The 21,890-nt window shown below is 61.4% G+C and carries 15 protein-coding genes and 1 pseudogene; 1 reads left to right on the forward strand and 15 read right to left on the reverse strand.

The features are described from left to right. Positions 1-237: 237 nt before the first annotated feature. The 12 genes and pseudogenes from OU993_RS20165 to OU993_RS20220 form a co-directional block, all read right to left on the reverse strand. On the reverse strand, positions 238-549 hold the full coding sequence (locus OU993_RS20165; protein WP_268160487.1) for a hypothetical protein: 312 nt from the start codon (positions 547-549) through the stop codon (positions 238-240). Beyond that, positions 546-1,439: pseudogene (locus tag OU993_RS20170) on the reverse strand (DUF7007 domain-containing protein). Before OU993_RS20170 ends, OU993_RS20165 begins: the two are co-directional and overlap by 4 nt. Next, positions 1,436-3,187 carry a ParB N-terminal domain-containing protein gene (locus OU993_RS20175; RefSeq protein ID WP_268160489.1) on the reverse strand — a complete coding sequence of 584 codons (1,752 nt, stop codon included), beginning with the start codon at positions 3,185-3,187 and terminating at the stop codon, positions 1,436-1,438. The pseudogene OU993_RS20170 and the gene OU993_RS20175 overlap by 4 nt, the downstream one beginning before the upstream one ends. A 382-nt stretch (positions 3,188-3,569) precedes the next feature. Next, the gene (locus OU993_RS20180; protein ID WP_268159800.1) at positions 3,570-4,781 is read right to left on the reverse strand and encodes an IS256 family transposase; all 1,212 of its coding nucleotides are present in this window, start codon (positions 4,779-4,781) and stop codon (positions 3,570-3,572) included. A 661-nt stretch (positions 4,782-5,442) separates the two neighbouring features. Then, positions 5,443-10,533: a DEAD/DEAH box helicase family protein gene (locus OU993_RS20185; protein WP_268160491.1), complete on the reverse strand. Its 5,091-nt coding sequence runs from the start codon at positions 10,531-10,533 to the stop codon at positions 5,443-5,445. Positions 10,534-10,624: 91 nt separating this feature from the next. Further along, positions 10,625-11,230: a DUF1419 domain-containing protein gene (locus OU993_RS20190; protein WP_268160493.1), complete on the reverse strand. Its 606-nt coding sequence runs from the start codon at positions 11,228-11,230 to the stop codon at positions 10,625-10,627. A 208-nt stretch (positions 11,231-11,438) separates the two neighbouring features. Beyond that, on the reverse strand, positions 11,439-12,332 hold the full coding sequence (locus OU993_RS20195) for a DUF3991 and TOPRIM domain-containing protein (RefSeq protein ID WP_268160494.1): 894 nt from the start codon (positions 12,330-12,332) through the stop codon (positions 11,439-11,441). Between the two features lie 183 nt (positions 12,333-12,515). After that, a complete protein-coding gene (locus OU993_RS20200; protein WP_268160496.1) occupies positions 12,516-12,692 on the reverse strand; it encodes a hypothetical protein in 177 nt (58 codons plus the stop codon). 924 nt (positions 12,693-13,616) lie between these two features. Next, positions 13,617-14,045 (reverse strand): GlcG/HbpS family heme-binding protein, encoded by a 429-nt coding sequence (locus tag OU993_RS20205; protein WP_268160498.1) that lies wholly within the window; start codon positions 14,043-14,045, stop codon positions 13,617-13,619. 77 nt (positions 14,046-14,122) lie between these two features. Next, positions 14,123-15,211, reverse strand: coding sequence for a substrate-binding domain-containing protein (locus tag OU993_RS20210; protein ID WP_268160500.1), 1,089 nt, complete (start codon positions 15,209-15,211; stop codon positions 14,123-14,125). 28 nt (positions 15,212-15,239) lie between these two features. Then, positions 15,240-16,262: an ABC transporter permease gene (locus OU993_RS20215; RefSeq protein ID WP_268160502.1), complete on the reverse strand. Its 1,023-nt coding sequence runs from the start codon at positions 16,260-16,262 to the stop codon at positions 15,240-15,242. An 8-nt stretch (positions 16,263-16,270) separates the two neighbouring features. Continuing rightward, positions 16,271-17,764, reverse strand: coding sequence for a sugar ABC transporter ATP-binding protein (locus OU993_RS20220; protein WP_268160504.1), 1,494 nt, complete (start codon positions 17,762-17,764; stop codon positions 16,271-16,273). A 151-nt stretch (positions 17,765-17,915) separates the two neighbouring features. Here OU993_RS20220 and OU993_RS20225 point away from each other — a divergent pair, with 151 nt between their 5' ends. Next, entirely contained in the window at positions 17,916-18,911 is a 996-nt protein-coding gene (locus OU993_RS20225) for a LacI family DNA-binding transcriptional regulator (RefSeq protein ID WP_268160506.1), read from the forward strand. A gap of 15 nt (positions 18,912-18,926) precedes the next feature. Here the strand turns inward: OU993_RS20225 and OU993_RS20230 are convergent, their stop codons facing one another. From OU993_RS20230 to OU993_RS20240, 3 genes are read right to left on the reverse strand one after another with little or no spacing between them, the layout of a single operon-like run. After that, positions 18,927-19,817 carry an SMP-30/gluconolactonase/LRE family protein gene (locus OU993_RS20230; protein WP_268160507.1) on the reverse strand — a complete coding sequence of 297 codons (891 nt, stop codon included), beginning with the start codon at positions 19,815-19,817 and terminating at the stop codon, positions 18,927-18,929. 32 nt (positions 19,818-19,849) lie between these two features. Then, on the reverse strand, positions 19,850-20,884 hold the full coding sequence (locus OU993_RS20235; RefSeq protein ID WP_268160412.1) for an L-idonate 5-dehydrogenase: 1,035 nt from the start codon (positions 20,882-20,884) through the stop codon (positions 19,850-19,852). Next, on the reverse strand, positions 20,884-21,831 hold the full coding sequence (locus OU993_RS20240) for a 2-hydroxyacid dehydrogenase (RefSeq protein ID WP_268160414.1): 948 nt from the start codon (positions 21,829-21,831) through the stop codon (positions 20,884-20,886). The genes OU993_RS20235 and OU993_RS20240 overlap by 1 nt, the downstream gene beginning before the upstream one ends. Positions 21,832-21,890 lie beyond the last annotated feature (59 nt).

Below are 21,890 nucleotides of genomic sequence, written 5' to 3' on the forward strand. Positions count from 1 at the left end.
GACCGCGGGCCTGCCCTCGCGCAGAGAAGACGGATCGGCCGCTCCGCGGCGCGCCAGCGGCCTTGAAACGACCGGCCGCCGGTTCAGACCGCAGCGAAAAGAAGGGCAGTCCGGCACGGGTCAGTTTTCAGATGCACGCCGACGAGGGACAATATGGCCAAGCCTGCCACCCTGGGAGATGTCGTGGCCGCAAGATGACCAGATGCCGCCCAGTGCACTGTCCCGTTAGATGTCCACCTATCCCGCCACCGACGAAACAGGCGCATCACCGCAATGCTCGAGCGCGTTGATGATCTGCTCCTGAAACGCCAACCGATGTGCAAGCGTGTCGAGTTCGGCCCAACGTTCGAAGGCCAGGCGATCAGCCAGGTCATCACGATAGAGCGGGAACCCTGATCGGTGTCGCGCCCGGCTCCGGACTTTCACGGTGATCGCTTGCCGGCCGGCGCGGGCTGCAATCTGCCGGTTCAGACAATCGAGATGCCGCTGGGTCTCACGCCGGGCGCCGATTGCTTTCGCCAGCGGCCTCAAGAGGCGGATGTCGATCATGAGCCATCCCCCCGGCCTCGCCAGCCGATGAAGGAGGACGGCCCATGATATTCGGCGTGACGGTCGGGATCGATGACAAAGCCAAACCGGCCGCGCCCAGCATACTCGTCGCTCGGCACCAGGAAGCGACGCTCATCGTCGTCAGATCTCCGGTCACCACCGACGACAGCCACGGCCTCGGTCATGCCGGGGTGTTGAACGGAGAGGATTGCCGAAGTGACGATATAGTCTGCCGCATGACGCTGATCGAACGCCCGTCGATCCCTGGCCCAGCTTTCTCCCTCGGCCAGCTTGGCGCCGTGGATCGCCTCCCAGGCATCCGGCCAGGTATTGCGGATGGTCTTATCGGCCGCGGCTCGCTCATATCCAGTGAACAGGTCCGGAAAGCTGATTGCCACGATCGCCCATTCGCAATCTTCCTCGTACCATGGCGTGTCCTTCCGCAGCAGCCGGTGGACTTTGGCGTTGCGGTCGGCAGAGAGGTGAAAGCCGCCGTGGCCGGCCGTGCTATGGGCGACAACGCCCTCGGCATAGATGACCGCCATCTGCGAGCCACCTCAGGGCGTGCTCGTAGACATGCGCGTCCGCACGCGGTTCAGTTCCGCCAGATCGCGCTTGTGACCGGCCGTCTCGGCAACGCGCGCTCGAAACTCATCCTCGTCGGCCACCCGCCCGTCGTGTCCGATGAAATCGGCGCGCGTGAGTTCTGCCAGCGGCCGGTGAGCGGAGACGGCGCTCGCGAGGAATGCGAAGCCGTTGGGCGACGTGACCATAGCAAGGACAAGGTCACTGATGCGGGCGACAGGCATGCCGTCCGCGCTTGTGGCAAACTCCACCCCCGAAGGATCGGGGTTGGGTTCTTGCAAGTTCATCTGAAGGGCGGCGGTCATGCGGCCGCCCTCTGATCGAAATCCTGGTCGTGGCCATCGTCGGCCTCGGCGTCGGTGTCTTGCGGATCAACCTGATCCGCCTCCTCTTCAGCTTGCCGCCCATGCTCTTCAATTGGGTCGCTGGCACCACCGTCGTCGTCATCCCGAGAGCCCGTGCCGATGACGTCAGCGGTAGCACCTGCGCGAATCCAGTCGAGCAATTCGTCCGCCGTCGGCGCGAAGCGACCGGCCGGATGGAGGTAGTGCTCGGTCGCGAAATGCTCGACGAGCGCTGCGCGGGTTTCCCGGACCTTTTGCCGTGGCTGAATCGATGCCTCGGCGCAAGACGCTTCCAGCGCCTGACGCGACAGGCACAACAGGAAGTCCTCCGAACCCATGTTGGGAAGGAACTCGTCGGCGCCGATCGCATCGCCTGCGATGCGCGCGACCATGCCGCTGTTCGACATGCCCTGACGGCACGACAGAACATCGATGAGGACCGAGCGAACGGCAACGCGTAGCCTGTCCTGATCGAAGGCGAGCTTGCCATGCTCATCGAACAAGCCGACCGCATGTCGCGAGAAACGCTTGCCGCCATAGAAGGTGCCACCCGCACCGGAGTCGACGCGGACGTTCTGTCCCGCGAAGGCCAGCACCATCAGCGCCATCAGCATGTCGTCCTCGATCGGCGCGCGACCGAGCGCATCGTGGAGCGCATCCGTGCGGAAATCGCCGATCATGTCGTGGCCCTTCTGGGTCACATCGGGCCGGACCTTCGGTGTGACGTTGGCGTCATCACCACCACCGACAGAGCCGTCACCAGCACTGCTCATTGGCTTCGCCACCTCGGGCATGCGATAATGGATAGTCTGCACTTTGCCATCGCGATCGAGGTACATCGCAGCGTGGTCGAACTTGGACGGCTTGCCGTAGACTTGGGACGCCTTCTTCGGAATTTCCGGCTGGCCCCAGCTGTTGACCTCGACGATCGCACCCTTCTTCGGCAGATTGTTCGTCATCCATTCATGCTGGGCACCGAGGAACCCTTCGACGTTCGTGGTATAGCGACCATCCTGGTCGGCTGGCGCGAATAGATCCTCGACCCATTCAATACCATAGGCCTGAGCGAGATCATCTCCAAAGCTCGCATCTTTGGCATACATGCGCTTCTTGGTCAGGGCGTTGGCGATCTGCCACCAAGGCGCCGTGTCCCCCTTCTTCGGCTTGTGAGCTTTCCAGACCTCCTTCTGGTCGACCTGGCCGGCAGCCGCAATCACACGCAGCTGTTGCTCGTTCGGCATATCGCCCAGCGCCATCTGTTCGAGCATGGCCGGCAGGACATTGGCAAGGAGCCGGAGCTTGCGGATCTGGCGGACGGGAAGGGCAAGAGCAACGGCAATTGCTTCCTCGGTCCAGCCGAGAGCAACGAGCCGTTCGATACCGCGCCATTGGTCGACGGGATTGAGGGCTTCGCGAACACTGTTCTCGACCATCGAGCGCATCGCGCCGTTATCGTTGGCCGCATCCACGACCAGGATCTCGATCTCTTCGAGACCGGCTGCGATTGCAAGGCGGACGCGACGATGGCCGGCGTCGATGATATAGCCGTTGCCCCCATCCGTTTCGGGTGCAACCACCGGCGGCTGGACGATGCCGACGGCCTTGATCGTTGCCAGCATCAACGCGTCTGCCTGCGGCGACGACTTCGACTGGCGCATCCGGTCGGGGTTTTCCTTCAGAGCGCGCGGGTCAACCTTCATGATCTGCATGGGACGGTTCCTTTCAGGAGAGTTCCGGACCGGCGCCTTGCCAGTCCTTCCTGTCTTCATTTTTTCTCGAAGACACCTCCCGGACCGCCGATCAGCCGGACTGACGCAACTGCGACCGAGCATCCCTGCCGCGAAGGACAAGCGGGGCTAACAGTCCTGCGAAGGACAAGTGGCCGGGATGGCGCAGGTGGCAGTTGAGCGACAGCGGCGGCAGGAGGACCGATCGGCGATAGGCAATTTCCTGTTTTCTGTCTCCCTTTCCTCCCATTTCAGGTTACTTTCAAACCGATGCACGTGAGTTGAAAAAATATTTCAGCGGCCGGCGATAAGATAGCGTCCGTCAATCTGGTGTAAATTCGGGCGCTGGACCGGGCCGTCATGATCAGGCGGCTTTTGGTGTCATCTGAAGGGGCTTTTCCTCCTCAATTCTTGGTGTGTTGAGCTCTGCCATGCCCTCGATCTGCATGTAGCGGTGCTGAAGCTGCCATTCGTCGTTGGCTTCGAGGAGCACGGCTCCGATGAGCCGGACAATGCTGTCCTCGTTGGGAAAGATGCCGACGACATCAGCGCGGCGCTTCACTTCCTTGTTCAAGCGCTCCAGAGGGTTCGTGCTGTGGAGCTTGGTGCGATGCTGGGACGGGAACGCCATGTAGGCAAGTACGTCAGTCTCTGCATCGTCCATGAAGGCTCCGAGCTTCGGCCATCTGGCGCGGAGCTGGTCAGCGACATGCCGCCAGGTCTGAACGGCTCCGTCATGGTCAGGCTGGATGAAGGCTTGGCGGATCGCGGCGGCCACCATGGTGTGCTGTCCCTTGGGCACATAGGCGAGTGCATTGCGCATGGCGTGAACCCGGCATCTCTGCCACGTCGCGCCGAGCACACGGGTGATGGCGGCCTTCAATCCCTCATGAGCATCGGAGATGACGAGCTTGACGCCCGTCAGCCCTCGGCGCACCAGATCACGCAGGAAGCTCGTCCAGAACGGTTCGGCTTCGGAAGGGCCGATATGCAGGCCGACGATTTCCCGCTTGCCGTCCGTGTCGACAGCCACCGCGATTATTGCCGCGACAGAGACGATGCGTCCGCCTTCGCGCATCTTCAGATAGGTCGCATCTAGCCAGAGATACGGCCAGGCGCCGGAAAGTGGGCGTCTGAGGAAGGCGTTCACACGCTCATCGATATCCTTGCACAGCTTGGAAACGGAGGATTTGGAGATACCGGTCATCCCCATGGCCTGCACCAGCTCATCGACCTTGCGGGTCGATACACCATTGATCCAGGCTTCTTGAATGACGGCCACCAGCGCCTTCTCCACCGTCTTCCTCGGCTCCAGAAAGCCGGGAAAATAGCTGCCGGAGCGCATCTTCGGGATCTTCAGGTTCAAGGTGCCGAGCCGCGTGTCGAGCGTCCGGTCGCGATAGCCGTTGCGCCAGGTCTGGCGGCTTTCGCCACGCTCGTAGCGTCCGGCTCCGATCAGGCCGTCCACATCGGCCTCCATGATCATTTGCAGCACGCTTTCGGCAATCAATCGAAGAAAATCCGGATCGCCGCTCTTCGCGGCAAGCTCGGCAAGAGGTAATCTGTCGTCGGTCATCGGGTCTTCCTTTCGGTCAGGTTGAAGTCTCGCAACTCCACCTTCTCCGACGGGCCCGGTGCCCACCTGACGTCTCGCGGAAAACCAAAGCGAAATCTCCACCGCTTTCTCCACGAAAATCGCCCCCGAAATTACACCAGCTGCGCGGACGTTATCGGCGATAAAATCCCAAGTTTCTTTCAAAGCCGGTTTGAAGTGGCCTCAAACCCCTCTTGAAGCCTCTTCAAAGTCCGAGCTTTTGGGCAAGAAATGCCATTTCTTGAATGAAAGGCCCCTTCGGGCGATATGCGGCAGCAAGGCAGCGCTGATTTCTTTGCTGCGAGGTGCGCCATGAACAACCCGATCGACTATCTGTCAATAAAGCTCCTGGGTATGGAGGCGTCCGCGAGCGGGCACTTTGCGATTGCTGCCGTGGTTTTAATCGCGTTCGCACTGTTGGCCGCTCGATCTCGGAGCTGACATGCGGACGGAAGGTGCAGCGGCGATCTAGGGCAAAAAGAAAGGGCCGACGGAAGACCGCGGCCCATGAAGTGTGAAGATCTTGAACCTCCAGAGGGGAACAGCTGCTGCGACGGAACTGGGAGGTGACCGTCATGTGCATCAGCTGCAGGCCTTATGCCTGAATTTTGAGCAGACGGAAAACATTTATTGTGCAATACAGCTATGCGGCGGCTGCGTTGGTCTCGTCGTCCAGATCCTCCGCCAGCCGGGCCTCGATTGCCCTAAGCTTTAGTCGCTTTTCCTTCAGATCATTGGCAAACGCGAAAACACCGCCGTCACGCGACCGGTAAGAGGCCAGACGGCGTTCGGCTTCCTCCAGCCGCCGCCGATACTGACGCTGCTCGTCGTCAAAGCCATCGAGTGCATGCTCCAGACGAGAAATAGCGCCAAGCGGCGTGACCGTAATTGCCAAATCGATCTCATAGTCGGCGCCGGTGCGCTGGAGCAGGGTCTCGAAGCGATAGCTATCCCCTTTGCCAAAGCGCTCGCCCTCATAAACCAGATCGAAGCCACCGATCGTCGCCAGATGCACCTCGCCCTCCTGCTGGAGCTGCAGAAGCGTCAGGATCTCCTTCATTAAAGCGCGGCCGGCCTCCTTGCGCTCGGTATGATCCTGACCGAGCACCGTCATGGTGAAGGAATCGCCGCCTGTTGGCTTAAGCCGCGCGATATCTCGGCCGATCTCTGCGATACGCCGGGTCGAGATCTCGATCTCGCGCTCTGCATCACGCATCTGCCGGCGGACGGCATATTGATCGTCTTCATGGGCAGCACGCAATCGTTCAAGCCTCGCGATGTCCGCCTCCAGTCCGGCCTTCTGCATCAGCCGCTCGTCGCCGGAGGCGATGGCCTTGGCCATCGCGAACTGGTTGGCAGCCCCTTCACCGACATCCTCCAGCCGCCGGATCGAGGTGTCCCCCGAAAGTGCTGCGGCGATGAATCGAGCCTTGCGCTCGTTGTTCTGCCACATGGAGGCGTCGAGCGAGCCCTCGGTGGCATAGGCGAAGATATCGACCTCCTCATGCTGGTTGCCCTGACGCACGATCCGGCCCTCACGCTGCTCGATCTGCGACGGCAGCCATGGCACGTCGAGATGGTGGAGAGCCTTCAGGCGAAGCTGGGCGTTGACCCCCGTGCCCATGGTCTCGGATGAACCGATCAGGAAACGGACCTTGCCGGCGCGGACATCGCCGAACAACCGTTGCTTGGCTTCGGTCTTCTTGTAGTCCTGCATGAAGGCAATCTGTGATGCCGGCACGCCGAGCCGGACCAGTTCGTCGCGGATAAAGCGATAGGCCGAGAAGCCACGGGTCTTTTCGACATTAATCGTGCCGAGATCCGAGAAGATCATCTGGGCGGCGCCTGGCAGATCAAACTCCTTGCCGTCGGGGCGCCGATAAATCGCCTCGCCGGTTTCTTTCCAAATCCGATGTGCATTGCGCACTAGCAGATTGAGCTTGTTGTCCGCCTCGTTCTCGGCCGCCGGCATGACGAAGCGCAGGTCGATCGCGGCGTGGCGGCCATCGGTGATGACCGAGAGCAGAATGTCGTCGCCAGGCTTGGCCGGCCCCTCACGTTTTTCAATCGCCTTGATCCTGGTGTCGAGAATTTGCTGATAGGTCTTGAACAGGGCGGTCGGCTTGGCCGTCAGGATCTGCCGGCGCCCGGTCGAGATATCAGGCACCTTCACATATTGCCGGAAATCCTCCGGCATCACCACGTCGGCGAAGGCACGGAACATGGCGATCAGCTCCGGCACATTGACGAAGGAGGCAAAGCGGCTGACGGGCTTGTATTTACCGGAGGGCTGGATTTCGAGTTCGGTCGTCGTATCACCGAAGCACGAGGCCCAGGCATCGAATTCGTGCAGTCCTCGCTCGGCAAGTGCCTCGTGACCGAGCAGGCGCTGGATCGAAAACATCTCGCCGAGCGTGTTGGTGATCGGGGTACCCGAGGCCAGCACCAGGGACCGCCCGGGATTCTTCGTCTCGATATAGCGGGACTTCACATAGAGATCCCAGGCACGCTGCGAGCCGTTCGGATCGATGCCCTTCAGCGTCGACATATTGGTGGCGAAGGACAGTTTTCGGAATTCCTGCGCCTCGTCGACGACAATCTGGTCGACGCCGATTTCCGAAATCGTCAGCAGATCGTCCTTGCGAGTGGCGAGTCCCTCCAGACGCTCTTGCAAACCTTCCTTGAGCCGTTCGAGGCGCTTGCGCGAGACGCGATCCTCGCTGTCGACTTTGGTCAGCAGATCCTCATATAGCTGCAACTCATCCTGGATCATCGCCTGTTCAAAGGTGGAGGGAACCGCGATGAAGCGGAAAGCGGAATGGGTGATGATGATCGCGTCCCACGTGGCGGTCGCCGCGCGCGACAGGAACCGGGCGCGCTTGTCCTTGGTGAAGTTGGTCTCGTCGGCGACGAGAATACGGGCATTCGGATAGAGCGCCAGGAATTCGCGCGCGGCCTGCACCAGGCAATGGCCTGGGACGACCAGCATCGCCTTGGCAATCAGGCCGAGGCGGCGCTGCTCCATGATCGCCGCGGCCATGGTCATCGTCTTACCGGCGCCGACAGCATGGGCGAGAAAGGTCGAGCCATCTGCGATAATCCGCCAGATACCGCGTTTCTGGTGGCCGTAAAGAACAAAGGCGCCAGAGGCGCCAGGAAGTTTGAGGTGGGAGCCGTCGAATTTGCGCGGCGCGATATTGTTGAAGCGGTCGTTATAGTCGCGGGCCAACCGATCAGTGCGGTCGGCATCGGTCCAGACCCAGTCCTGAAAGGACTGTTTGATCCTCTGCAGCTTGTCGCGCGCCGCTTCGGTGTCGACGACATTGAGGACACGGCGCTCGCCATCGACGTCCCTGAACACATCGAAGATCTGTGGGACCCGGCTGTTGAGCGCATCGGCGAGCAGATCGCCGGCATGGCGGCGGCTCGTTCCCCACTCCGATGTCCCGGCGGCGCTATAGCCCAGCTGACGTGCCTCCACCGTCCAGGACCCGAGCTCCGGCATATGGTGGATGCGGATGTCCGCCTCCATCTTCTCTTTGACGAAGGCGACGACATCGGCGGCCGGGATCCATGGCGCACCGAGGCGAGCTGTGATGTCGGAGGGCCGAAGGTCTGCCGGCTGGACATCAACCAAGGCGCGGACGTTCCGCTCAAAACCCGGATCGAGCTCGGCTGCCGCTTGTGCGGCGGCGAGCTTAGAGCGGACAGCCCCGGAGAGATAGGCATCGGCAGTCCGCCAGGACCCATCGGCAGGGTCGCGAAACACTTCGTCACCGAGCTCGTCCAGCACCGTCGCCGGATCGCTATGGAGCAGTTCCGCGATATGGTCGATATCAACGTGACCACGCTCGTTCAGCACCACCGCGAGCGCATCGGCCGGAGATGTTATGGTCGGCGCCGACGGGGGCGCGATCACGCGTTCGGAGAAGATCGGACCGGGCTTTGCCGTGTCGGTCTCCAGATCGTAATCCTCGATCGAGGCGACCAGCCAGCAATCGGGATCGTCGCGGAAAGGCGCGAGGTTTGGCTGGCGATGGGTCTCCCTGACCTCGCCCGTCGCCGCATCCTCGTGGATCGAGACTGTGGTGTGATTGATAGGGCCGAAGTCCCTCACGAAGGAGGACCAGGCGATGCGCAGCCGAACCTGGAGCGCGCGCCAGGGCCGGTCAGTCTCCTGCGCTTTTAGCACCTCGCGGACGGCATCACGGACCGGGATCAGCTTCGAGATGATCCGGATATGCTTCTCAGAAACTCCATCGCCTGAGCGACCCTTGCGGACGGTAATCGGCGCAGCCGATCCGTCGAGCATCTGCATCAGGCCCTTGGAGCGGTCGACAAAGAAGCTTCCCTCGCGAACAGCGCTGTTCTTCGGCCGCAGGTCGACGATCTCGCCCAACTCGTCTTCCAGATCGATATCGATCGACGTGGGCTCGCCATCGTAGAGATCGGCCGGCAGAAGTTCGATGGCATCTGCGAGAGCCGTTTCAAGATCCTCGCCGTCGCGGGGCCGGCATGTGTAGGTCTCGCCGAACGGGCCGGAAGTTAGGGCATGCGTGCCGAGTACGAAGTCGGGATGACGGGCAAACCACCTGTTGACGCGGATCGCATCTTCTTCATCGGTGGCCAGCCTGATCTCATCGACATCGAGCCACAGCTGATCGCCTTCAGGCTCACCGGCCTTGCGTTTGCGGAAGAAGAGGATGTCGACCACCACGTCGGTACCGGCGTCACGGCGGAAGCTGCTCTCGGGCAGGCGGATCGCGGCGATCAGGTCCGCGGATTTGGCGATATGCTCCCGCGCCGTCGTCTCGGCCTTGTCCATCGTGCCGTGTGAGGTCACGAAGGCGGCAAGCGCGCCAGGCTTCAGCAGGTCGATCGATCGGGCTATGAAATAGTCGTGCAGGCGAAGACCGAGCGACCTGTAAGCGCGGTCCGAGCGAACGGTGCGATCGGAAAAGGGCGGATTGCCAATGGCGAGATCGTAGATCGGCGCCAGATCGGTACGAGCGAAGTCGCCATTGATGATCCGGGCCTTCGGCTGTAGCAGGCCGACGATACGGGCTGTGACAGGATCAAGCTCGATCCCGGTGACATAAGATATATCGCGGTAGGGCTCAGGCATCAGGGCCAGGAAGAGGCCTGTGCCAATACCGGGCTCCAGTACGCGGCCGCCGCGCCAGCCCATGCGCTGCAAACCCGCCCAGATCGCCCGGATGATGAACTCCGGTGTGAAGTGGGCATATTGGGTGCATCGCGCGAGCGAGGCGTATTCCGCTTCGGAGACAGCTGTTTCGAGACAAGAACCAAGATCATCCCAACCTTGCCGGAAATCGACCTCACCGGGCCGGCGGAACATACCATTGGCCAACTCACTGGCGCCGAAACCGGTGAAGCGAATGAGCTGCGCCTGCTCTTTGGGCGTCGCGGGTCGGTTCTGCCTGGCGATGCCGTCGGCAACGAGGATTGCCGCGACATTGGCACGGGCGCGATCCTTCCAGCTGGCGCCCAACGCGCGGTCGCCGTCAAGATAGAAGTTTGCCCGAGACCCCGCTCGCCGAACAGGTGCGGCAATGACGGGGAGGGCAGGGGCTGGTGTGGGCGGAGTAGGATCCGGGTCGTCATCATTGGCAGCATCCGGAGAGAAACCGCCGAACGCGGTTACACCAAGCCCAAGGCCGGAGGACAGGGCTGAGCTACCGAACATGTCGAGAGTGAAGGGATCGTTGCTCATAGGAAAGGCTCCTTTGGTATGGGAACGAGCGCTGTCGTTCGGTCGGAGGCCCGACCGGCTGCAGGCAGGTTTCGCGATGATGAGATCTGGCTCAGGCGGCCAGGGCTGAGGGGAGGTGGCGTAGATGCACCGGCAGCTTGGCCGCGATCTCGTCGTCAGACAGGGTGTCGAGCAACTTCAGGAAAGTGCCTTCACTGCCACCATAAAGCATCACCGTGCGATGGCCCTGCATCGGCTTCGGCCAGGTGTCGCCGGCATAGCCACGATAGTCGTTGGTTGTCGTGCTCCAGATATGCTCGAGCCGTTCTTCACGGCTCATGGCCCGGACTGGTCGGGTTTCGCGGTCAAGGATCACCGAGCGCATCGCCTCGACCGAGTTTGGATCGGAGAGGTCGCAGTAGGTGTGGAAATAGCGGACGGCGTCATCGATCCGGATCGCATAGAAGACCGAGGTTACGGAACCGGTCATGAACTCGCGTATCGCAAAGATCGGTCCACGCATCCACAGCGGCGGCAGAATGTCGAGCATATAGGAGTAGGAGGTCTCATCGATTTCGAACCATTCGCCAGCATAGGTACCGGACTGATCGCCGCCAAAACGGTCTGGGCGCTTGGCGTGCCGATCGAACATGCGGAACATGTCGGTGCGCTTGGCCACACCCTGAAACACTTTGCGGGGGAGGGACATCGAGGTCATCAGCTTGATCCTTTCGGGGTTTTGGGACCGAAGGCAGCACTGTCGTTTCGACCTCACTATCCTCTTCAGTCCTTCATGACCCTTCCCGATCGGCCGACCTCGCGTCCGGGCGGGTCAAGGGCCGGCCTTGGCCGGGCGAAGCCTCCCTTGACGCGGCCGGCGCGCATGCGGCAGGCCTCATCTTCTGCTCCATATTCCTTTCCCGTCTCTACCTTTCTCTGTTCTTCAAGACCTCGTTCCAGTCGTCCGCCGGCGGACGTAGCCTCTGCCAATCGCAGCCGGACGCCTCGGCGAGCGCACGCAAACGCGCTGCGTAGATGTCTCCTTGGGAATTGCCATCCGTCGCGGCCACCAGTGTCAGCCCCGGCCGGAGGGCGAGTTCGCAGAGCGCTGCATCTGTCGCCGGTGACCACCCGCCGCCTGTACTGAGATAGAGCGTGCCCTCGCGTGAACACTCGAGCGCTGCGAGGCTCATCGCGTCGATCGCGGCCTCGGTGACGCAAATGCGGTTGGCATCACTCGGACCCAATCGGAACAGAAGCTTCGATCCCCTGGTCGAAAATCCGCGCCATTCGGGTCCTCGTTCTTCCCAGCCGACCACTCGGCCATGGCTATCAACATGCGCCGCCCACATGCTGCCAAAAGGTCCTTCCTGCAGGACGTTTTCCCGAATGGCCTGCCGTATTATGGCAGGCGGGATCAAGCGCTGCCAAGATAGATAGCGCCACGCGCCCGATCCCGGCGAAGGCGAGCGCCGGCATCGCCAACGGTCAGCAATGGCCTCGTCTGACACTGCAGACCGCGCCGGACGCCATTTCGGCCGGGAAAGCTGAAACCCGACCAGCGCTGCGACAGCGGCCGCGGCGGCCGGGAACGCCGTCTTTTCCAGAAACATCGCGAGGCCGAAGACGTCACCCTTCTCGTCACTCAGCGGATCGAACCAGCCTCGTCCGTCATGGGTCACGATAATGATGCTGCCACCATGCCGGTATTTGACGGCGCGACGCGTGCTTTCTCTCAGATCGAGTTCGTATCCGGCTTGCTCCAACAGGGCTTCACAACTGACCCTGGCGCGCAGCGCCTCTAATTTTTCTCGTTTCATAGTTCTTCCGGCCGTGTAGCGGACGCTCCTTCTTTGTTGTCGCAATCTGCGGGTCACCTCTGTCCCGCCGCGAAGAGCGGAGGGGGCAAGGGCGCAGTACGCAACTGACAAAAGTTGCAGCTATGTGCTGCGGTGAAGCTTCCCTTGCGGCCGACAGGTCGCCAGCGGCAGGACATGCGGGTCTCAATGAGACCCGCGGGGGAGATACTCATGAACGATCTCAAGATCGTCTTCGTCATCGAGTTCGTCGGACGGAAGCACGCCGAATTCGTCGCCGGATTTGAACAGGGTGATCGGGACCATGAGGATGCGCGAAAGAGAAAATGCGTGGGCTTGTGCGAGTGCAAGATCCTGTGCCATTTGGGAAACCTCCGTCCGGAGCGGGCCGATCCCGCTCGATGGCTCCTCGAAAGGACCAGGACAGGTCGCGATCACCGCGCAGGCGAAGACAAGCGGCGGCAGCTTGCTAGCCGACCCCGATAGTGGGTTGATCGACGGAGATCTGGACATGGTCCAGGACGCCATCCATAAAGAGCGGGATTGATCTGCTTCGGCCGGAATTGAGGTATCCGGCACAGATCAGTTACGGAAGCCAGTTCAGCATTTGTTGCCGAGCACCTCTCTTGCCAACCCACCAGGCAGCCGCGGCCAGCATTGTCCTGATCGGACTAGGCTTGGAGGACAGCGAAATCCGTCTCAGCTCGAGGCTCTACCAAGGCTACTTCGCTGGCGACTTTGTGACCAGTGCCAGAACTCGTCGAGATCATCATCGGCCCGGCTACGGAACGCATGGCGTTGCACTTCATAATAGGATCCCAGTAGATCTAAAGCTGCTACAAGCCTGGCATCTATCTGAAATCGCTGCCTTGTTGCACGGCAATGTATGATCCATCGTGTGAGGAAGCGGATTATCTTTCTCCCGAGAACGGTTGCGACGCAGTCGACACACCACATATCACGCTTAAAGGAGAGGCAATATATACTAGCTTTTTCAATAACTTACTAAAAATCGCATAATCATAATTATGGAACCGGGACGCACATTTCGCCTCGCCACCATCCACGCCATATAGGCGATGCGCGTCTATTCGATGCTGGGACGATCCGGCTGCTGCCTACACGATTGTCAAGCATGCGGGAGCCCCGCGGCTCAGCCGCCGTTTCGAACGCGCTCCGCTCGCCCTAGTATGAAAAGCCCTCGCTACGGCTTTTCGCCACGGCGCGGGCGATCTTCCGGGTTTCCACATGGCTCCCGAAGGACTAGGGATGCTTGCTCGATCCAATTTAGGACGACAGGGGATCTGCACCGATAGCTTTAAGCGCTGCACGTGCTACATCCTCGTCTTGATCGCCACTCCCCGAACCGACACCGATACCACCGACGAGAACCCCGCCAAAACGAATGGGTAGACCACCCTTGAGCCCGGTCACCTCGCCCTGCGTGGCGCCGGAAATCAGAAGACGTGCCTGTTCTGGAATGGCCGTCGAAGGCGCATTGATGGAGGCAGCGGTCCGAGCTTTGGCAAGAGCACTCTTCAAGGAAAGAAAGCGCGCACCCTTCATCCGAAAGGAGCCAAGCACGACACCGCTCTGGTCGACGATGACGATGCATTGCGGCTGCCCCATCGCCGAGGCCGTGTCGATCGCCGCCTGCAGCATGGCGAGCACGCCCTTGTCCGTCAGTTGCGCCGAAGGCTCAAAGAAGCTGCTCATGGGCTGATTTCCTATCTCATTTTGAAGTAATCGCGGCCGGCGCGGAGGAGTTTGCACCGGCCGCGAAGGAGCAAGTCTTATTTGCCCCAGATCTTAGCATACTGGTCGCGATAACCATTGCCCGGATCGAAAATGTTCTTGTCACCACCGTCGGAGCTGATGTTCGCCTTGGTGACGACATGCAGCGGCGATGTGTAACCCGACCATTCGACCTTGCTCACGGCGCGGTTCAGCTCGTCGATCAGCTGCCAGCCCTGCAGGTTGAGCGGCTCAGCGACGGTCACAGCCTGATACTGACCGGAACGGATGCGCTGATAGGCGGACTCGGAGCCGTCGCCAGCGGCAACCGCCTTTGGCGCACCGTCACCGGCAATGCCGGCTGCAGCCAGGCTCGGGCCCATGAAGTCGAAGTAGATGTCGTTGATCGCAAGTGCATGCGTCCAGCTTGCACCATACTTCTGCAGAAGCGAGGTCGTCAGCGTCGGCATGCGGTTCGAGGTGTCGGCGATCGGCGTGTCGACATATTCGAGCACGGTACCGCCAAGCTTCTCGATCGTCTCCTTGATCTTGTCAGCCTTGGCAATCGCGATCGCATAGGTCGAGTCCGTGAAGATCACGACGCCCGGCTTGCCACCGGCATCGGCAAAGGCCCATTTCCCGGCAGCGGCCGAGACTTCCATCGCATCGGTCGAGACATTGGCGAACAGGCAATTGGCCGGATCAGGGCCGATGACCGGGCCGGCATGCCAGCTCACCATCGGGATGCCGGCATCGCAGGCCTGCTTCAAGGCGGCCTGCTGCTCGACGGCATCGAAGCCATTGATGATGATACCATCGGGCTTCAGCGCAAGCGCCTGACCAAAGGCGCCGGCTCGGCTCTGCACGGAACCAGCGCCATCAAGAACGGTAACCTCCCAACCGATCTTGGCCGCAGCTTCCTGGATGCCGTTGGTGACGCCGAGAATACCGCCATTCTTCATGTCGGCGGCGAGCACGACGATCTTCTTCGCCGCCGCTGCGGTCGGGCCACTGGTCGGACCATCCCAGGTGGTCTTCTCGCCGGCATATTTCTCAACTTCTGCCATGGCGTCCGAAATCGCGTCGGCATAGGCAGGCATGGCGGCCGTCAGCGCCAGGATCGATACGGCTAGGGCTCTCTTCAGCATGGTTTCCTCCCAAAGTAGCTGAATGGACTTATTTGGACTTCGCGCCTTTCTTTCTTTGCGCGTAACCGGCGATCCCGATCGCGATCAGCAGGGTCGTGCCGTTGAACAGGGGCTCGACCCAGAAGCTGCCGCCGAATTGCTGGATGCCGGAAATACCGACGGCGAGGATCATCACGCCGACGATGGTGCCCCAGACATTGACGCGTCCGGGCTTGATGGTGGTGGAGCCGAGAAAGGCGCCGACAAGCGCCGGCAGCAGGAATTCCAGACCGACGGAGGCCTGGCCGATGCGCAGCTTCGAGGCGAGCAACACGCCGGCAAGTGCGGTCATCAGACCTGAGGTGACAAACGCGCCGATGACGAACTTGCGCGTCGGGATACCGTTGAGTTCGGCCGCCCGCTGATTGGCGCCGATCGCATAGAGATACCGGCCGACCGGGGTGTATTCGAGCGCGACCCAGAGTACGACCGTGATGACAAGCACGTAGATCGCGGTGATCGGGAGTCCGAAAACAAAGGTGCCGTTGATCGCATAGAAGGCATCTGGAAGCGCGCCAACCATCTGGCGACCGCCGGTATGCCAGAGCGCGAGGGCGTACAGGATCGTGCCCGTGCCAAGGGTTGCGATAAAGCTGTCGATCCGCGCAACCTCGACCAGGAGACCATTGAGCGCGCCGATCACGACACCGAGTACCAGCACGATGGCAACCGCCACCGGCCAGGGGAAGCCGTAGAGCGTCTGCAGGCTGATCGCCAGAATATGCCAGAGAACGATGCCGTAGCCGACCGTCAGATCGATACGGCCGGCGACCATGGGGATCATCGCCGCCAACGACAGAAGAGCGATGATCGCCTTGTCTGACAGGATGGCTCTGACATTAAGCATGGTCGGGAATGTGGTCGGCAAAAGGATCGAGAACAGCAGGATCAGACCGAACATCAGGATGACGAGACCATAGGTGGGCGCGAGGCGCACGAGCTTGCGACCGGGCGACAGGCCCCGCAATTCGTCCTTGGTGGGTTCAACAGCGTTGGATTGGATACCGGGCATGGCGGTCCTCAGGCGGCTTCACCGGCCGATGCGGCCTGGATCAGGGATTCGGTTGAGAGTTCGACGCCGCTCAGCTCGGCCACGGGCAGACCGCGGCTGAAGACGATGGCGCGATGGCAGATATTGGCAGTCTCTTCGAAATCAGTGGACACAACGAGGACGCCCATGCCGCTTGCGAGAGCCTGATAGAGAAGATGATAGATCTCGGCCTTGGCCCCGACATCGACGCCGGCGGTCGGATCTTCCGCAATCAGCAGCCGGCGACCAGAATCAAGCCAGCGTCCAACGACAACCTTCTGCTGATTGCCACCCGACAGCGCCTCGATGGCGAGCGTCGGATCATTGGGCGAGAGGCCGACACGGCGGCCCAGTTCATGGGCGAGTTCATCTTCGGTCTTAGGCGACAGCAGACTGAGCAGACGTCGCCCCGTGGCCGAGGGATTTAGAAACGCGTTTTCTCGGATGGAGAGTCCCGGCGCGACACTTTCGGCAATACGGTCTCGCGCCACGAGGCCGATGCCCGAGCGCATCGCGGCACCGGCGTCTTTCAAGTCTGGCGCAACGCCGTTCAGCACAATCTTTCCGGCATGCGGGATGAGGCCGAAAAGGGCGCGACCGACATCCTCGTGACCGGCCCCGCGAAGGCCCGCGAGACCCAGCAGCTCGCCGCGCCGGATCTCGAAGCTGACAGGGCCGACTGCACCTGTTGCGAGACTTGAAACTTTGAGGATCGCCGGCCCTTCAAGAATGGCAGGCCGGGCAATCTCGCGCGCTTTTCTGCCAACGATAAGACCAACCAGTTCCTCCGGCGTCGTATGTTCGATCGAACGCATCCCGACCATCTGCCCGTCGCGCAGCACGGCGACCCGATCGGCGATACGGAAAATCTCATCCAACCGGTGGCTGACATAGATCATGCCGACGCCGCGGGCTTTCAGCGGACGGAGGGCTGCAAACAGCCGCTCCACCTCATCGGCTGGCAGGCTGGCGGTCGGCTCGTCGAGCACAAGGTAATCGCAATCGGCGGCAAGCGCACGGGCGATGGCGACCAGGGATTTCTGCGTTCGGGCGAGACTGGAAACCCGCGCAGTTGCTGAAAAATCGGCTTCGACCAGCGCCAGCGCCTTGTCGGCCAGAGCCTCGGTCGCAGCCCAATCGATCCGACGGCCCTTCTTCACATAGCCGAGCGACAGGGCAATGTTTTCGGCAACACTCATCCACTCGATCAGACCGAGATCCTGGTGGATGAAGGCGACCTTCTGGCCGCCGGCCTTGCCGGCCTCATGGGCGTAAGGAATGCCATCGATGAAGACGCCGCCCTCGTCGGGGCGGTGGATGCCGCCGAGGACCTTGATGAGCGTCGATTTGCCGGCTCCGTTCTCGCCGAGCAGGGCGACGATTTCGCCACGCTCGACCTTCAGCGAAACACCCTTGAGGGCTTGCGTGCCACCGAAGGACTTCACGATTCGATCGAAAAGCAGGCCGTCTGCGGACGGTTGCATACTGTGTCTCCTCCCATGCCCGGATCCAGATCTTGCGTCAGGTTTACCGGTAACGTAATCAACCTACTTGCATCATTTGCCGAGTCAAGAAAAAAGTTATCGATAACATGAACTGTCTCACCAGCGCCGATTCACGAGGACGGCGCACCCGATGAAGGCCAATCTGGAAGACATCGCCCGGGCCGCGGGCGTGTCCAAGATGACGGTAAGCCGCGTGCTACGCGACGGGTCGGGCTTCTCCGATCAGACCCGCCGGAAGGTCATGGAGATCGCCGCGCAACTGGGCTACGTCCCGAACCGGCTTGCCGCCGCCTTCGGCTCGGACCAGGCGGAAACCCTGGTCGGCATGTGTGTCCCGCGCCTGACATCGGGCCTGTTCGGGCATGTGCTCGATGGCGTCGACCGGGCGCTTGGACGCCTCGGCTATCAGCTGATCATCGGCGCTAACGATCATTCGATGATCGAGGAGGAAGCCTGGATCCGACAGGTCGTCAGCTGGCGTCCTGCGGGCCTCATTCTCTCAGGCCGCCACCATACGCCCGGCACGATTGAGCTCCTGCGCAGTGCCGCTGTACCTGTCGTCGAGATCTGGGATCTGACCACCAGCCCGATCGATATGGCCGTCGGCTTTTCCCATACCGACTGCGGCGCCGAAATGGCCCGGCACCTCCTGGCGCGCGGCCGGCGCAAGGCGGGTTACGTCGGCGCGCTTGCCCGCTCCGACGTCATGGGTCAGGCACGTTTCGAAGGCTTTCGCGACTCGCTCGCCCGTGCCGGACATCCGCTCGTCGATGCCGAGATGCTGCACGACGCGCCGGGCTTCTATGCCGGCTATTATGGGCTGGAAACCTTGCTCAGCCGGAAGAACGACTTCGACGTCGTCTATTTCCACAATGACGAGATGGCGATCGGCGGTCTTGCCTTCTGTCAGTCCCGCGGCTTGAGCGTGCCCGATGATATCGGCATCGCCGGCTGGGGTGGGATGGAGGCAGCATCCATCCTGCAGAAGCGCCTCACCACGACCGTCGTGCCGACGACCAGCATCGGCAAGGCGGCGGCAGAGGCGCTTGTGGCCAAGCTAAAGGGCGAACCAGTCCAGACCGTCACCTTCGTGCCGACAAGGCTGGTACCCGGCGAGACGCTCTAAGGCACCAAACCTTCCTTATGGGGTCTGGTTGCCGCGACGGTTAAGCACCACCGAATAGAGGCTCGTGGTCGCTGTGATGAACAACCGATGCTTCGAGTGACCGCCGAAGCAGAGGTTCGACACCAGTTCCGGCACCAGGATCTTGCCCATCAGGTGACCATCCGGCGCAATACAGTGTACCCCGTCAGCCGCGGAGGACCAGAGGTTTCCATCGCAGTCCACCCGCATGCCGTCAGCGCAACCGGGCGTAATCACATGGAAGATCCGCCCATTGACCGGCCGGCCATCGACCATGTCGAACACGCGGATATGCTGCGGATCGGAAGAGAACATGCGCCCTGTATCCGCCACATAGAGACGGCTGCCATCGGGGCTAAAGGCGAGGCCATTTGGCCCCTGCATGTCGGTGATCACAGCTTCGATGCCGCCATCCGGCGACACCCGGTAGACCGTACAGGGCAGCTCCTGCTCTGCCTTTGCGCCCTCGTAATTGGTCATGATCCCGTAATGCGGATCGCTGAACCAGATGGCATCATCGGGAGCAACGATGACATCGTTCGGACTGTTGAGACGCTTGCCTTGATAGCTGTCGGCGATAACCGTGATAGACCCGTCCCATTCGGTCCGCGTCACCCGGCGCGTTCCATGCTCGCAGCTGACGAGACGGCCCTGCCGGTCTCGTGTATGGCCGTTCGCAAAGTTCGAGGGCTGGCGATAGGTGGTGACGCCATCCTCGCTCCAGCGGACGATGCGGTTGTTGGGAATGTCGGAAAACAGCAGGCAGCCGGCATCGCCGAACCACACCGGCCCTTCCGTCCAGTCAAACCCGGTCGCCAGCCGCTTTACCGGCGCATTGCCGAGCACATAGGTGGCGAAGATCGGATCGATGACTTCAAAAAACGACATGGCTCATGCTCCTCCCTGAACAGTCGCCGCACTTAAGCCGAAAACGCAATCTGCGCCTTCATTGCCTGGCTCCGATCCGATGCGAGCAGAAAGCCCTTCTCGGCCTCGGCCAGCGACACGGTATGCGTGATCAGCGGCTTTACGTCGATCAAGCCTTTCCGCATCAGTTCGACACCGATGGCAAATTCCTGATGGAAGCGGAAGGAGCCTCTGAGTTCGAGCTCCTTGGCCGTGATCGCCATCATGGGCAGTGTCATATCGCCGCCCAGGCCGAGCTGCAGAATGATCCCGCGTGGCCTGAGCGCCGGAATGGCGCCTGCAAGCGCCGCAGCAACACCCGTGCACTCATAGAGCACATCGAAAGTGCCCTTGTCGCCGGCATAGGCCGACAGCGCATCCGGCTCATTCGCCGTATTGATCACCCTGTCAGCCCCGACCTTTGCGGCCAGCGCCAGCGTGAAATCGGAGAGATCGGTGGCAACGATCTCGGCAGCACCAGCGCGTCGTGCGGAGAGGATCGAGAGCACGCCAATCGGTCCGCAGCCGGTCACGAGGACCCGCTTGCCGAACAGGCTGCCCGCTCGCGTCGTGGCATGCAGGGTGACCGCCAGCGGTTCGGCCATCGCCGCCTCGCCGGCAGAAAGCCCCGTCGCATCGACGCATTGATAGGCATCCGCCACCAGGCTTTCGCGGAAAGCGCCCTGAATGTGCGGGAAGGGCATGGCGCTGCCGTAAAAACGCATGTTGAGGCACTGGTTCTGCAGTCCCTCGCCGCAATAGCGGCACTGGCCGCAGGGCCGAGAGGGCGAAACGGCCACAAGCTGCCCGATCTCGAAGCCGGAGACACCGGGCCCGATCGCCTCGACACGAGCCGAGACCTCATGGCCAAGGATCATGGGTTCTTTCAGCCGCACCGCGCCGAAGCCGCCGTGATTGTAATAGTGCAGATCCGAACCGCAGATCCCGCCTGTCGCGAGCTTCAGCCGCAGCTGGCCGGCTTGCGGGTCTTCCACAGGGCGATCTTCGATCCGGAGATCACGGGCGGCATGAATGACGATGGCTTTCATCAGAGCACCGGAGTGAGGAGGGCTTCACCGGCGAAATGCGCGGTGAGATTGTCGCGGACGAGCTTGCCCATCGCCTTTCGAGTCTCGATGGTCCCGCTGGCATGATGGGGCTGCAGCAACACATTCGGCAGCGACAGAAAGCGCGGATTGAGATTGGGTTCGCCTTCGAAGACATCGAGGGCTGCCGAGCCAAGCTTGCCCGTCTCAAGCGCTTCCAGCAGGGCTTCTTCATCGATGTTGGAGGCGCGGCTGATATTGATCAGCATGCCCTCGGGCCCGAGCGCCTCGATCACCTTGGCACCGACAATATGCCGGGTCGCAGCCGAAGCTGCCAGCGTGACAAAGAGGAAGTCCGAACGCTCTGCGAGTGCTACAGGATCGGCGATGAATTTCCAATCCTTGGCGAAATCCTTGGCCGAGACATCGCTATAGGCAATCTCCATGTCGAAGCCGGCTAGGCGTTTGGCAACCTCGAATCCGATCCGCCCAAGGCCGAGCACCCCTGCCCTGCGTCCCCAGACGCGACGCTTCAGGGGATAGAGACCCTTGGCCGCCCAGGACCCGTCTTTCACCCAGGTTTCAGCACCGATCATCCCACGCGACTGGACCAGCATCATCGCGACCCCGAGATCGGCGACATCGTTCGTCAGCACGTCGGGCGTATTCGTAACGCGGATTCCACGCTCCCGGCACGCGCCGAGGTCGACCGCATCAAAGCCGACGCCATAGACCGAGATGACTTCGAGATTCGGGCAGGCTGCGATCGTCTGTGCATTGGCGCCGAGCTCGCCACGGGTCGCGATACCCCGGATTTTCTGCCCGACCTCGGCCAGGAAGGCAGCCTTGTCGTCAGCCTCGAAGTAGCGATGCATCTGGAAGCTTTGCTCCAGCGGCACCTGGTCCCAGTCCGGATAAGGACCCATCTGCAGGATATCGGGCTTGGTCATGATGTCTCTCCCCAGGGATGCTTGACTTTCGATTGTTATCGATAACATATACAAATCAT

Source organism: Rhizobium sp. SL86 (genome assembly GCF_026672545.1).
Classification (GTDB): Bacteria; Pseudomonadota; Alphaproteobacteria; order Rhizobiales; family Rhizobiaceae; genus Neorhizobium.

Bases quoted from the DNA above. Each gene is read 5' to 3' on its own strand.
- OU993_RS20175 (WP_268160489.1), bottom strand. From the start codon at position 3,187: ATGCAGATCATGAAGGTTGACCCGCGCGCTCTGAAGGAAAACCCCGAC.
- OU993_RS20200 (WP_268160496.1), bottom strand. From the start codon at position 12,692: ATGGCACAGGATCTTGCACTCGCACAAGCCCACGCATTTTCTCTTTCG.
- OU993_RS20220 (WP_268160504.1), bottom strand. From the start codon at position 17,764: ATGCAACCGTCCGCAGACGGCCTGCTTTTCGATCGAATCGTGAAGTCC.
- OU993_RS20195 (WP_268160494.1), bottom strand. From the start codon at position 12,332: ATGAAACGAGAAAAATTAGAGGCGCTGCGCGCCAGGGTCAGTTGTGAA.
- OU993_RS20240 (WP_268160414.1), bottom strand. From the start codon at position 21,831: ATGACCAAGCCCGATATCCTGCAGATGGGTCCTTATCCGGACTGGGAC.
- OU993_RS20165 (WP_268160487.1), bottom strand. From the start codon at position 549: ATGATCGACATCCGCCTCTTGAGGCCGCTGGCGAAAGCAATCGGCGCC.
- OU993_RS20185 (WP_268160491.1), bottom strand. From the start codon at position 10,533: ATGAGCAACGATCCCTTCACTCTCGACATGTTCGGTAGCTCAGCCCTG.
- OU993_RS20215 (WP_268160502.1), bottom strand. From the start codon at position 16,262: ATGCCCGGTATCCAATCCAACGCTGTTGAACCCACCAAGGACGAATTG.
- OU993_RS20230 (WP_268160507.1), bottom strand. From the start codon at position 19,817: ATGTCGTTTTTTGAAGTCATCGATCCGATCTTCGCCACCTATGTGCTC.
- OU993_RS20205 (WP_268160498.1), bottom strand. From the start codon at position 14,045: ATGAGCAGCTTCTTTGAGCCTTCGGCGCAACTGACGGACAAGGGCGTG.
- OU993_RS20190 (WP_268160493.1), bottom strand. From the start codon at position 11,230: ATGACCTCGATGTCCCTCCCCCGCAAAGTGTTTCAGGGTGTGGCCAAG.
- OU993_RS20210 (WP_268160500.1), bottom strand. From the start codon at position 15,211: ATGCTGAAGAGAGCCCTAGCCGTATCGATCCTGGCGCTGACGGCCGCC.
- OU993_RS20235 (WP_268160412.1), bottom strand. From the start codon at position 20,884: ATGAAAGCCATCGTCATTCATGCCGCCCGTGATCTCCGGATCGAAGAT.
- OU993_RS20180 (WP_268159800.1), bottom strand. From the start codon at position 4,781: ATGACCGACGACAGATTACCTCTTGCCGAGCTTGCCGCGAAGAGCGGC.
- OU993_RS20225 (WP_268160506.1), top strand. From the start codon at position 17,916: ATGAAGGCCAATCTGGAAGACATCGCCCGGGCCGCGGGCGTGTCCAAG.